This window comes from Kitasatospora sp. MBT63 (assembly GCF_000710465.2).
Lineage (GTDB): Bacteria > Actinomycetota > Actinomycetes > Streptomycetales > Streptomycetaceae > Kitasatospora.
The window spans coordinates 1-11,611 of the sequence record NZ_JAIZ01000529.1 but is presented as its reverse complement, the minus strand read 5'-3'; the positions used below and the strand labels follow the sequence as shown (position 1 = coordinate 11,611).

Here is an 11,611-nt window from a genome sequence, read left to right as displayed (position 1 = left end):
GTGGCCGGAAAGAAGCCGCCCAAGTAGGTCCGCCCCACCGGCGTGTGTACGGGGCTGCGCGCTACGGGCAGCGCACCACCTGGCCGGCGTACGCCAGACCGCCGCCGAAGCCGAACAGCAGCACCGGGTCGCCCGAGGCCAGCTCACCCCGCTCGACCAGCTTGGACAGTGCCAGCGGGATCGAGGCGGCCGAGGTGTTGCCCGAGTCCACCACATCGCGCGCCACCACGGCGTCCGGCGCGCCGAGCTTGGCCGCGATGGCGTCGATGATCCGCAGGTTCGCCTGGTGCGCGACGAAGCCCTTGAGCTCGGACGGCTCCAGCCCGGCCTTGCGGCAGGTCTCCCGGGCCAGCGGGGCGATGGCGGTGGTCGCCCAGCGGAACACGGCCTGGCCCTGCTGGCTGATGGTCGGGTCCCAGCCGGTGATCACCACGGCGTCGCCCTTCTCCGGGGTCGAGCCCCAGACCACCGGCCCGATCCCGGACTGCTCGTCCGGCACCGCCTCGACCACGGCCGCACCGGCCCCGTCGCCGAAGATCACGCAGGTCGAGCGGTCGGTCCAGTCGATGGTGTCCGACATCCGCTCCGCGCCGATCACCAGCGCCCGGGTGGCCGAACCGGCCCGGATCGCGTGGTCGGCGGTGGCCAGCGCGTACGAGAAGCCCGAGCAGACCGTGTTGATGTCGTACGCGGCCGGGGAGGGCACCCCGAGCCGGGCGGCGACCGCGGCGGCGGTGTTGGGGCTGCGCTCCACGGCGGTGCAGGTGGCGACCACCACCAGGTCGATCTCGGCGGCCTGGAAGCCGCTGCCGGCCAGGGCCTTCTGGGCGGCCTCGGTGGCCAGGTCGACCAGGGTCTCGTCGACCGCGATGTGCCGGGTGCGGATGCCCACCCGGGAGCGGATCCACTCGTCGTCGGTGTCGACCAGCTTCGCCAGGTCGTCGTTGGTGAGGACCTTGGGCGGCTGGTAGTGGCCGAGCGAAACGATACGAGAGGCGGTCATACCGCAACTCAACCCGGTTACCGGCGAGTCGGGCGGTGACGCCCTCAGACAGGATCCGGCGGCGGATGCTGTAGGGGCCGGACAACACCCCTTGGCACGGCGGGCCGGCCGCGGTGGCGCCCGACCGCCCAGGTCAGACCGCCAGCGAGTCCGCGTCGCCCATCGCGATCATCGGATGGGCCGCCGGGTCGAGCGTCTTGATCAGCTCGACCATGTGGTCCTCGGTCAGCGAGACGCAGCCGTGGGTGGGGCCGCCGTGGTCGAGGTGCAGCCACACGCCGCCGCCCTTGGCCTTGCCCTCGGGCTTGGCGGTGTCCAGCGGTGAGCGGCCGGTCACCCGGTTGTAGTCGATCGCGACCACGTAGTCGAACGAGCCGGCCAGCGGCTCCCCGTTGAAGCCCTTGCCGCCCATCACGAAGTTCGCGTCCTCGCTGTACGGCATGGCGCTGCCCGGGTTGGGCTTGCGGCCGCCGGCGTCGCTGAGCGAGAACAGGCCGACCGGGCTGTGCAGGTCGCCCTCGGTGTGCGAGGCCGTCCAGCCCTTGAGGGCGTTGTGCGAGGGCCAGCTCGTCCCTGGCTTCCAGCCGCCGCCGGGCGTGCGGGTCCAGATCGTCACGGTGGAGTCGGGTGAGTCCTTGCCGCGGCCCGAGACCAGCACCAGCTGGTTGGTCTGCGCGGGTATCTTCGCCATCCAGGACGGGCCGAGGCCGGCGATGGCGGCCAGGCCGGTGTCGGACCGGGTGGAGCGGTCGGCGACGGGCGCCTCGGTGCGGTTCGCGGCCGCGGCGGCGGCCGGGTCGTCGGTCCGGGGCGTGACCTGGTCCGGCTCGGGATGGTCCAGGGCGCTGACCATCGACGTGGACAGGCCGCGCCCGGGGCCGACGGAGAACCAGCCCGCCGCGGCCGCCAGGACCACCGCCGCACCCACCGTCGCCCGCCCGCCGCGGCGCTTGGCCTTCGGCTTGCGCCGGTGGCCGCGCGAGCGGTCCTCGGCCCCCTCCGGAACGGCGGCCCGCCGCCCGGCGGCCAGGGGCGCGGGCGCCGGGGAGACGGGCGGTACGGGCGCGGGGGGTGCGGCCTCGAAGGGCTCGGCGTCGTACAGGTCCTCGGCGTAGAGGTCCTCGGCGTACGGGTCCTCGGCGTACAGGTCGCCGGCCGGCTCGGCCGGGTACTGCTGGAAGGACTGCGTCGGCTGGTACGCCGGGTGGGGCTCCTGGTACTGCTGCTGCCCGGTCCGGTACCCGCCCTGATGTCCGTCGTACCCGCCGGCCTGCGGGTGGCCCTGGTAGGGGTCGTACGGCTGCTGGTACGGATCCTGGGCCCGGTACTGGTGCTGCCCGGCCCACGGGTCCTGCGGCCCGGCCGGGTGGCCCGGCACCGGCCCGCCGCCGTACGGTGCCGCCGGGGCGGCCTGGGGGTACGGCGCTTGGGCACGGTAGGAACCGGACATGCTGACGATCCTTCCAAGCCTCGGGGCGGAGCGGAACCCGTGGCGTGTGGTGAGCCTGTGAGCATACGCGCTCCCTTTCATGAACGGGCCCGTCCGGGCCGGTCCATGACGTCCGCCGCCCGGCCCCTCGGGGGCACGGGCGGCGGGCCGGGGACGCCTGGTCAGAGGCGCATCGCCTGCGGGGTCTCACGGCGCTGCAGGTCCGGGCCGTCGTACTCGCGGATGACCTCGTAGCGGGTGTTGCGCTCCACCGGGCGGAAGCCGGCGTCGCGGATCAGGTCCAGCAGGTCGTCACGGCCGAGCTTGTTCGGCGTGCCGAAGTTGTCCGCGTCGTGCGTGATCTTGTACTCGACCACCGAGCCGTCCATGTCGTCCGCGCCGTGGCTGAGCGCCAGCTGGGCGGTGGTGACGCCGTGCATCACCCAGAAGACCTTGACGTGCGGCACGTTGTCGAACAGCAGCCGGGAGACCGCGAAGGTCTTCAGCGCCTCGGCGCCGGTCGCCATCTCGGTACGGTCCATCAGCTTGTTGCGGACGATGCCGTCCTTGGAGTCGTGGAAGTCGTGCTGGTAGCGCAGCGGGATGAAGACCTGGAACCCGCCGGTCTCGTCCTGCAGCTCACGCAGCCGCAGCACGTGGTCCACCCGGTGGCGGGGCTCCTCGATGTGCCCGTACAGCATGGTGCACGGGGTCTTGAGGCCCTTCTCGTGCGCCAGGCGGTGGATCCGCGACCAGTCCTCCCAGTGGGTCTCGTGGTCGACGATGTGCTGCCGGACCTCCCAGTCGAAGATCTCGGCGCCGCCGCCGGTCAGCGACTCCAGACCGGCGTCGATCAGCTCGTCCAGGATCTCGGAGGCGCTCAGGCCGCTGATCCGCTCGAACCAGTGGATCTCAGTGGCGGTGAACGCCTTGAGCGAGACGTTGGGCAGCGCGGCCTTCAGCTCGCGCAGGGAGCGCGGGTAGTAGCGCCAGGGCAGCGTCGGGTGCAGGCCGTTGACGATGTGCAGCTCGGTGAGGGAGTCGACCTCCATCGCCTTCGCGAGCTTGACCGCCTCCTCGATCCGCATCGTGTAGGCGTCCTTCTCGCCCGGCTTGCGCTGGAACGAGCAGTACGCGCAGGAGGCCGCGCAGACGTTGGTCATGTTGAGGTGACGGTTGACGTTGAAGTGGACGACATCACCGTTCTTGCGCGTCCGCACGTGGTGCGCGAGACCGCCCAGCCAGGCCAGGTCGTCGCTCTCGTAGAGCGCGATGCCGTCCTCGCGGGTCAGCCGCTCACCCGCGTAGACCTTCGCCTCCAGCTCGCGCTTGAGCCCTGCGTCCATGCGGCGCTCCGCCTCCTCCGACTTCGAATCAATGCCGGAACCGAGACTACGCCTAGCGCCCGCCGGGCCCGGCAACCGGGCCGCACCACCCCGGCGGACGGCGGCCGCCGCTACCCGGCGAGGAGTTCGGACAGCAGCGCCGGGTCGAGGTTGCCGCCGCTGACGACCGCGGCGAAGACCCGGCCCTCGAGCTCGCCGGCGCGGTGGAAGTAGGCGGCGGGGGCGACGGCGCCCGAGGGCTCGGCGACCAGGCGGCCGCGGCGGGCGAGGAGGGCCACGGTGGCGCGGATCTCGTCCTCGGTGACCGTCACGATGTCGTCCACGTACGCCTGCAGGTGCTCGAACGGCAGCACGCCGACGGACGGGGTGCGCAGCCCGTCCGCGAGGGTGCGGTAGGTGTCCGCGACCGGCCAGACGGCGTGCCGGCCGGTGCGCAGGCTCTGCTGCGCGTCGGCGGCCAGCTCCGGCTCGACGCCGATCACCCGGACGCCCGGGCAGGCCAGCTTGAGGGCGGCCGCGGTACCGGAGATCAGACCGCCGCCGCTGACCGGGACGAGCACGGTGTCCAGCTCGTCCGGGGCGTCCTCGGCGATCTCCAGGCCGACGGTGCCCTGCCCGGCGATGATGTACGGGTCGTCGTACGGCGGCACCCAGACGTAGCCGTGCCGCTCGACCAGTTCGGCGGGCAGGGTGTCCCGCTCGCCGGGCGGCACCAGGACCACCTCGGCACCGAACGAGCGGGTGTTGTCGACCTTGACGGCCGGCGAGGTGTCGGGCATCACGATGACGGCCTTGATCCCCAGGATCCGGGCCGCGTACGCCACCGCCTGCGCGTGGTTGCCACTGGACTGGGCGACGACACCGCGGGCCCGCTCGGCCTCGCTCAGCGCGGCGAGGCGGTTGTAGGCACCGCGGATCTTGAACGCCCCGGTGGGCTGGAGGCTCTCCGGCTTCAGCCAGAGCGCACGGGTACCTTCCGCGGCCCACGGGCACGGCAGCAGCGGGGTCCGTACGGCCACCCCGGCGATGCGCTGCTGCGCGGCGCGCAGCTCCTCCAGTCCGACCAGTGGCATCGACGTCACTCCCCCATGTCCGTCAGCGGCAGTTCGCTCACCCGGTTCTCCCACTTGGTGGAGAGGACCACCGTGGTCCTGGTGCGGGCCACACCCTTGGTGCCGGAGATCCGCTTGACCACCGACTCCAGTCCCTCCACGTCCGGGACCCTGACCTTGAGCATGTACGAGTCGTCGCCCGCGATGAACCAGCAGTCCTCGACCTCGGGGAGGTCCTTGAGCCGGTGCGCCACGTCCTCGTGGTCGGCGGCGTCGGTCAGCTGAAGACCGATCAGGGCGGTCACGCCGTAGCCCAGCGAGGCCGGGTTGACGGTCGCCCGGTAGCCGGTGATCACACCGGCCTGCTCCAGCCGGTTGATCCGGTCGGTCACGCTGGGGCCGGACAGGCCGACCAGCCGGCCGAGCTCGGCGTACGAGGCGCGGCCGTTCTCCCGGAGCGCCTGGATGAGCTGTCTGTCCACTGAGTCCATATGCCTGCCCGCGTCCTTCCGAACCTCTCCAGACCCACTGATCATTATCCGAAATCAAAGGCGTTACACGCGGATCGACCCGGATATCGCAAAGAACATACTCTCCCGTTCACCGGACTCTCACCCGGCCCGCCCCGGTGCCTTCACCGCCCCGCCCAGTTCACCCTCCCAACGGCGGTACAGCGCGTGCGGCACACCCACCGCGTCCAGCACCCGGCCGGCCACGAAGTCCACCAGCTCACGGGCGGTGGAGCCGCCCGCGTAGAACCCCGGCGAGGCGGGCAGCACCACCGCTCCCTGGGCGTCCAGCTCGACGAGGTGCTTCAGCGTCACCCCATTGAGGGGGGTCTCGCGCAGGCACACCACCAGCGGCCGGCGCTCCTTCAGGGTCACGCTGGCGACGCGCTGGAGCAGGTCCTTGGACAGGCCCAGCGCGATCCCGGCCACCGCGCCGGTGGTCGCGGGGACCACCAGCATCCCCTTGGCCGGGTAGGAGCCGCTGGAGGGGCCGGCCGCGAAGTCACCGGCCGGCCAGTGGCGGACGCCGGAGAGGTCCTCGACACCGGTCCAGGCCGCCAGGTCGTCCCGCCAGTGGGCGTCGCGGAAGGAGATGCCGGTCTCGTCCAGGATGGTGAGCCGGGCCGCGCGGCTGACCACCAGGTCCACCGCCTCACCCGCCGCCAGCAGCCCCCGGATCACCGAGGCCGCGTACGGCGTGCCCGACGCGCCCGACACCCCTACCACCCACGGCCTGCGCACCTGCTGATCGTTCATACCTCGCACCCTAGGGCGTGCCGGCCGGGGCGCCCCCGTCGAGGGGCCCGGGCCCGGGGCTGCGGGAGGATGGGGGGCATGGCGTCGACGCTGATCGATCTCACGCATCCGGTCACCACGGGGATGCCCGTCTACCCCGGGGACCCGGAGGTGGTGCTGCGGCCCGCCCTCACCTCGGCCGACGAGGGGGTGAACGTGCTCGGCCTGCACCTCGGTTCGCAGACCGGCACGCACGTGGACGCGCCGTACCACGTGGACCTCACCTGGCCCACCCTGGACGGGCTGCCGCTGGAGCTGTTCACCGGTCCGGCCGTCGTGGCCGACCTGCGCGGACTGGCCCCCCGGGCGCCGGTGACACCGCAGCTGCTGGCGCCCGCGCTGGCGCTGGCGGGGCCCGGCACCGTCCTCCTGCTGGCCACCGGCTGGCCGCGCCACTGGGGCACCGACCGCTACCTGGCGCACCCGTACCTGACCGCGGAGGCCGCCGACGCGATCGTCGCCGCGGGCATCCGTACGGTCGGGGTGGACGCGCTGTCCGTCGACCCGACGCCGGACCCGGGCCCGGCCGACCCGGCGGTGGCCGCGCTGCTGGAGCAGCTGGCCGACGAGCACGACCCGGCGCCCGAGGAGCCGACACTGGCGGCGCACCGGGTGCTGCTCGGGCCCGAGGGCGGCGCGGTGATCGCCGAGAACCTCACCGACCTGGCCCCGCTGCTGGCGGCCCAGGCCGCGGGGCGGGCGGTGGAGGTGTCGCTGTTCCCGCTGCGGCTGGTGGCGGCCGACGGCGCTCCGGTCCGGGCGGTGGCCCGGCTGGGGTGAGCGCGGCCCGGCGGGGGCGGTGGTGCGCCAACGGGCTTGCCGCCAGAGCGTCTTGAGTTGGTCTAGACCATAACCGGCGGCGCCGATAGGCTCCCGCCATGGCAGAGATCATCGGAGTCGTGGAGCGGCTCTGGCGGTACCCGGTGAAGTCCACCGGCGGCGAGCCGCTCGACGTCGTCGAGGTGGACGGACGCGGGCTGGCCGGGGACCGGATCTACGCCGTCCGGGACGGCGCCGGCCGGCTCGGCTCCGGGAAGAACACCCGGCGGCTGCGCCGGATGGACGGCCTGCTGCGGCTCAGCTCCCGGCTCGGCAGCCGGATCGACGCCCCCGAGCTGTTCGACCCGCTCGGCAGCCCGGTCGCCGACCCGGTCGCCTTCCTCCGCGCCTACCTGGAACGCGACGACGTCGGCCTCGCCCGGGAGGACGGCGTCCCGCACTTCGACCAGCTGCCGGTCAGCGTGCTCACCACCGCCACCCTGGACTGGGTTAGGGCGGCCGTGCCCACGGCGGTGGTGGACGAGCGGCGCTTCCGCCCCAACATCCTGTTGCGGACACCGCCCGGCACCCCCGCGTTCGCCGAGGACGGCTGGTTCGGCCGCGCCGGCGGGGTGCGGCGGGGCGTCCGGCTGGCGTTCGTCCGCTCCAGCGGGCGCTGCGCGATGAGCGGCAGCGCCCAGCCCGGGCTGCCGCACGCCCCGGAGATCCTCAAGGCCATCACCAACGCCCACGACGGCCGGCTCGACGCCCTGGCCACCGTCACCCGCCCGGGACGGCTCCGGATCGGGGACACCCTGGTCCTGGACTGAGCGCCCGGGCCCGCCCCGCGGCTCAGGCCGCGTGCCGGACCAGGCAGAACGGGTGCCCGGCCGGGTCGGTGTAGACCCGCCAGGAGTCCTCGCTGAGCTTGTGCACCCCGCCGAGCGCGACCACCTTGGCCTCGGCCTCGTCCAGGTCGGCCACCTCGATGTCCAGGTGCAGCTGCTGCGGGTGCGCCGGGTCCGGCCACATCGGCGGCCGGAAGTCCTCCACCCGCTGGAAGGCCAGCACCAGCCCGCCGGGCGCGTGCACCGTCGACCACTCCTCGTCCAGCGCCCACCGCGGATCCGGCCGGTCCACCTCGCCGCCGAGCAGCCCGGCGTAGAAATGGGCCAGACCCGCCGGGTAGTGACAGTCCAGCACCACGCACTGCAGCTTGCCGATCATCGGTGGACACTCCCTCACAGCGGACGGCTGACTCTCGTCCCAGGATCCCGTGCCCTGTCGCCGCCCGACAGCACCGCGCCCGCCGCGTGTCCCGGCGGTGGGCCGGGCGGGCGACGGGCGCGGTGGTCAGCGGCCGAGGCCGCGGATGACCAGGTCGACCAGGGTGAAGGCGAACAGGGAGATGCCGACGAAGCCGTTGGTGGTGAAGAAGGCCCGGTTGAGGCGGGAGAGGTCGCCGGGCTTGACGATGGAGTGCTCGTAGACGAAGGCGGCGGCGACCACGGCGAGGCCGGCCCAGAAGGCCGGGCCGGCGTCGGTGAGCAGGCCGTACCAGACCAGCAGGCCGGTGGTGACGGCGTGGCAGGCGCGGGCGCCGTACAGGGCCGCCGGGATGCCGAAGCGGGCGGGCACCGAACGGACGCCCTCGGCGCGGTCGGCGGCGACGTCCTGGCAGCCGAAGATCAGGTCGAAGCCGCCGATCCAGATGCCGACCGCGAGGCCCAGCACCACGGCGTCCCAGGACCAGGAGCCGGTGACGGCCAGCCAGGCGCCGACCGGGCCGATCGCCTGGGCGAGGCCGAGGATGGCGTGCGGGAAGTCGGTGAACCGCTTGCCGTACGGGTAGACCACCATCGGCACCACGGCGACCGGCGCGAGCAGCAGGCAGAGCGGGTTGAGCAGGGCGGCCGCACCGAGGAAGACCACCAGCGCGATGGCCGAGCCCAGGTAGGCGGTGCGCAGCGAGACCGCGCCGGTGACCAGCTCGCGGCCCGCGGTACGGGGGTTGCGGGAGTCGATCTCGCGGTCGATGATCCGGTTCGCGGCCATCGCGAAGGTCCGCAGGCCGACCATGCAGACGGTGACCAGGAGCAGGACGCCCCAGCGGATCTCGCCGTAGCGCTCGTACATCGCGGTGAGCGCGGCGATGTAAGCGAACGGCAGAGCGAAGACCGAGTGCTCGATCATCACCAGCCGCAGGAAGGCCTTGGCCTTGTTCGGATTGGCCGGGACGGCCGCCGTGGTCACAGTCCGTATTCCTTCCAGCGCTTGGTCACCAGCTCGGCCGTGGCCGGGTCGGAGGCGACCATCTCGGGCCAGCCGCCGTCGCGGGTGTAGCCCTCCTCGGGCAGCTTACGGGTGGCGTCGATGCCCGCCTTGCCGCCCCAGAACTGCTGGTAGGAGGCGTGGTCCAGGTGGTCGACCGGGCCCTCGACCACGGACAGGTCGCGGCTGTAGTCGACGTTGCCGAGCGCCCGCCAGGCGACCTCGTGGTAGTCGTGCACGTCGCAGTCGGAGTCGACCACGATGATCAGCTTGGTCAGCGACATCATGTGGGCGCCCCAGATCGCGTGCATCACCTTCTGGGCGTGCTTGGGGTACTTCTTGTCGATCGAGACGATCACGCAGTTGTGGAAGCCGCCGGCCTCGGGCAGGTCGTAGTCGACGATGTCCGGGATGATCACCTTCAGCAGCGGCAGGAAGAACCGCTCGGTGAACTTGCCCAGCGGGCCGTCCTCGGTCGGCGGGCGGCCGACCACGATGGACTGGAGCAGCGGGCGCCGCCGCATGGTCACGCAGTCGATGGTCAGGGCCGGGAACGGCTCCTGCGGCGTGTAGAAGCCGGTGTGGTCGCCGAACGGGCCCTCCGGCAGCATCTTGCCGGGCTCCAGCCAGCCCTCCAGCACCACCTCGGCGTCGGCGGGCACCTGGAGCGGGACGGTCTTGCAGTCGACCATCCGGGTGCGCTCCCCGGCCACGAAGCCGGCGAACAGGTACTCGTCGATGTCGCCCGGCAGCGGCGCGGTGGCCGCGTAGGTGACGGCCGGCGGGCAGCCGAAGGCGATCGCCACCGGGAGCTTCTCGCCCCGCTTGGCGGCGACCGCGGCGTGGTTGCGGCTGTCCTTGTGGATCTGCCAGTGCATGCCGATGGTGCGCCGGTCGTGCCGCTGGAGGCGGTAGAGGCCGAGGTTGCGCACCCCGGTGTCCGGGTCCTTGGTGTGGGTCAGGCCCAGGTTGAAGAAGGAACCGCCGTCCTGCGGCCAGGTGAACAGGGCGGGCAGCCGGTCCAGGTCGACGTCGTCGCCGGTGAGCACCACCTCCTGGACGGGTGCCTCGCCGGACTTCACCTTCTTCGGCGGGACGTGCGTCATCGAGGCCAGCTTGCCGAAGGCCTCGCGGATGCCGGTGAAGCCGTTCGGCAGCTCGGGCTTGAGCAGGCCGCCGATCTTCTCCGAGATCTCGTCCGGGGACTTCAGGCCGAGCGCCTTGGCGAGGCGCCGCTCGGTGCCGAAGACGTTCATCGCCAGCGGCATCGAGGCGCCCTTGACGTTCTCGAACAGCAGCGCCGGGCCCTTCGCCTTCTGCACCCGGTCGACGATCTCCCCGACCTCCAGGTACGGGTCCACCTCTGCCTTGATCCGCTTGAGGTCGCCCTCTCGCTCCAGGGCCCTCAGAAACGAACGGAGATCGTCGTATGCCATGCCAGCCAGTATCCGGCACGGACTAACCTGGCCCCGCCAACAGGGTCCCCTTCCGGAGCCTGTCCGGCCCGTCTGCCGACCTTTCCGGGGGAGTTCACCGCCGTGCTGAGGAACCTGCCTTTCCTGCTCGCGCTCGCCTTCTGGGTGTGGGCCTTCATCGACTGCCTGACCGCCCCGGAGGAGGAGGTCCGCTACCTGCCCAAGGTGGCCTGGGTGGTCATCGTGCTGCTGTTCCCGCTGGTCGGCTCGATCGCCTGGCTCGCGGTCGGCAAGGAGCGCCGCTCGGCCCGCGCCCGCACGGCGGCCTGGCCCTCCGGACCGACCGCCGGGTTCCCGGAGTACGAGCGCCCGCGCGGGCGCCAGCTGGCACCCGACGACGACCCGGAGTTCCTGGCTTCGTTGAAGCGGGACAACCAGCGGCACGAGGACATGCTCAAGCAGTGGGAGGCCGATCTGCGCCGCCGCGAGGAGGACCTCCGCGAGGGCAAGGATGACCCCGAAAAGGGGCCTCGGGCCTGACGGAAACGTTTTTGGCGCTTCCCTACGAGTCACCGCCCGTTCGCCGCGTCGTCCGCCGCCGGTCGGGCGGGCCGGGCCCGGCCGGCCGCGGCCGCCTGCCGGGCCCCCCTCCTCCCCCTGACGCACCCCGCTGACCAGCCGGTTTCCTCACCGTCCCGGCCACCGGGACGCCCCTCGGACACGCGTCCGACCCCGGGTGGCCCACCCGGGGTGCCGAACGGTGTTCTGTTCAGCCTGTACATCTAATGGCTCTCGACCTTGTACGGAATCAACGCCGAAACGCGGCCGCCCCGCCTCGTACTGTCGTAAGTGAAGAAGTGTTCGCAGCAGCAGCCGCCCATCGCAGGTCCGGCTGTCGGACAGTTCCCGCGGCGACTTGGAGTGGTTTCGAGATGACGGTTCTGCACGAGGCGCCGATCGGCGACGAGGTCCCCGAGACCCCCGCTGACGCCCGGGGTCGGGTGGCCGAGCTGCACGACCTTCGGGAGCAGG

General features: G+C 72.5%; 12 protein-coding genes. 3 read left to right on the top strand and 9 right to left on the bottom strand.

Annotated features, from left to right (window positions below):
* Nucleotides 1-61: 61 nt before the first annotated feature.
* From AA75_RS28490 to AA75_RS28465, 6 genes are all read right to left on the bottom strand, one after another.
* On the bottom strand, nt 62-1,003 hold the full coding sequence (locus tag AA75_RS28490; RefSeq protein WP_033823152.1) for a beta-ketoacyl-ACP synthase III: 942 nt from the start codon (nt 1,001-1,003) through the stop codon (nt 62-64).
* A gap of 133 nt (nt 1,004-1,136) precedes the next feature.
* Nucleotides 1,137-2,453: a hypothetical protein gene (locus AA75_RS28485; protein WP_051813605.1), complete on the bottom strand. Its 1,317-nt coding sequence runs from the start codon at nt 2,451-2,453 to the stop codon at nt 1,137-1,139.
* Between the two features lie 161 nt (nt 2,454-2,614).
* Nucleotides 2,615-3,778: an aminofutalosine synthase MqnE gene (mqnE, locus tag AA75_RS28480; protein WP_033823151.1), complete on the bottom strand. Its 1,164-nt coding sequence runs from the start codon at nt 3,776-3,778 to the stop codon at nt 2,615-2,617.
* 110 nt (nt 3,779-3,888) lie between these two features.
* Complete coding sequence (locus tag AA75_RS28475) at nt 3,889-4,851, bottom strand: threonine/serine dehydratase (RefSeq protein ID WP_033823150.1); 963 nt, start codon at nt 4,849-4,851, stop codon at nt 3,889-3,891.
* A gap of 5 nt (nt 4,852-4,856) precedes the next feature.
* A complete protein-coding gene (locus AA75_RS28470; RefSeq protein WP_033823149.1) occupies nt 4,857-5,321 on the bottom strand; it encodes an Lrp/AsnC family transcriptional regulator in 465 nt (154 codons plus the stop codon).
* Nucleotides 5,322-5,441: 120 nt separating this feature from the next.
* Nucleotides 5,442-6,095 (bottom strand): UbiX family flavin prenyltransferase, encoded by a 654-nt coding sequence (locus AA75_RS28465; protein ID WP_033823148.1) that lies wholly within the window; start codon nt 6,093-6,095, stop codon nt 5,442-5,444.
* 78 nt (nt 6,096-6,173) lie between these two features.
* Here AA75_RS28465 and AA75_RS28460 point away from each other — a divergent pair, with 78 nt between their 5' ends.
* Both AA75_RS28460 and AA75_RS28455 read left to right on the top strand, forming a co-directional pair.
* A complete protein-coding gene (locus tag AA75_RS28460) occupies nt 6,174-6,914 on the top strand; it encodes a cyclase family protein (protein ID WP_033823147.1) in 741 nt (246 codons plus the stop codon).
* A gap of 98 nt (nt 6,915-7,012) precedes the next feature.
* A complete protein-coding gene (locus tag AA75_RS28455; protein WP_033823146.1) occupies nt 7,013-7,723 on the top strand; it encodes an MOSC domain-containing protein in 711 nt (236 codons plus the stop codon).
* Nucleotides 7,724-7,745: 22 nt separating this feature from the next.
* On the opposite strand, the gene AA75_RS28450 is transcribed toward AA75_RS28455, so the two are convergent.
* The 3 genes from AA75_RS28450 to AA75_RS28440 form a co-directional block, all read right to left on the bottom strand.
* Complete coding sequence (locus AA75_RS28450; protein WP_033823145.1) at nt 7,746-8,120, bottom strand: VOC family protein; 375 nt, start codon at nt 8,118-8,120, stop codon at nt 7,746-7,748.
* Between the two features lie 126 nt (nt 8,121-8,246).
* The gene (gene mqnP, locus AA75_RS28445; RefSeq protein WP_149038426.1) at nt 8,247-9,146 is read right to left on the bottom strand and encodes a menaquinone biosynthesis prenyltransferase MqnP; all 900 of its coding nucleotides are present in this window, start codon (nt 9,144-9,146) and stop codon (nt 8,247-8,249) included.
* Nucleotides 9,143-10,600 (bottom strand): menaquinone biosynthesis decarboxylase, encoded by a 1,458-nt coding sequence (locus AA75_RS28440; protein ID WP_033823143.1) that lies wholly within the window; start codon nt 10,598-10,600, stop codon nt 9,143-9,145. The genes mqnP and AA75_RS28440 overlap by 4 nt, the downstream gene beginning before the upstream one ends.
* Before the next feature lie 102 nt (nt 10,601-10,702).
* Between AA75_RS28440 and AA75_RS28435 the strand changes: the two genes are divergently transcribed.
* A complete protein-coding gene (locus tag AA75_RS28435; protein WP_033823142.1) occupies nt 10,703-11,119 on the top strand; it encodes a PLD nuclease N-terminal domain-containing protein in 417 nt (138 codons plus the stop codon).
* The last annotated feature ends 492 nt before the right edge of the window (nt 11,120-11,611 follow it).

Bases quoted from the DNA above. Each gene is read 5' to 3' on its own strand.
- AA75_RS28440 (WP_033823143.1), bottom strand. From the start codon at position 10,600: ATGGCATACGACGATCTCCGTTCGTTTCTGAGGGCCCTGGAGCGAGAG.
- AA75_RS28460 (WP_033823147.1), top strand. From the start codon at position 6,174: ATGGCGTCGACGCTGATCGATCTCACGCATCCGGTCACCACGGGGATG.
- AA75_RS28465 (WP_033823148.1), bottom strand. From the start codon at position 6,095: ATGAACGATCAGCAGGTGCGCAGGCCGTGGGTGGTAGGGGTGTCGGGC.
- AA75_RS28470 (WP_033823149.1), bottom strand. From the start codon at position 5,321: ATGGACTCAGTGGACAGACAGCTCATCCAGGCGCTCCGGGAGAACGGC.
- AA75_RS28485 (WP_051813605.1), bottom strand. From the start codon at position 2,453: ATGTCCGGTTCCTACCGTGCCCAAGCGCCGTACCCCCAGGCCGCCCCG.
- AA75_RS28455 (WP_033823146.1), top strand. From the start codon at position 7,013: ATGGCAGAGATCATCGGAGTCGTGGAGCGGCTCTGGCGGTACCCGGTG.
- AA75_RS28490 (WP_033823152.1), bottom strand. From the start codon at position 1,003: ATGACCGCCTCTCGTATCGTTTCGCTCGGCCACTACCAGCCGCCCAAG.
- AA75_RS28450 (WP_033823145.1), bottom strand. From the start codon at position 8,120: ATGATCGGCAAGCTGCAGTGCGTGGTGCTGGACTGTCACTACCCGGCG.
- AA75_RS28475 (WP_033823150.1), bottom strand. From the start codon at position 4,851: ATGCCACTGGTCGGACTGGAGGAGCTGCGCGCCGCGCAGCAGCGCATC.
- mqnE (WP_033823151.1), bottom strand. From the start codon at position 3,778: ATGGACGCAGGGCTCAAGCGCGAGCTGGAGGCGAAGGTCTACGCGGGT.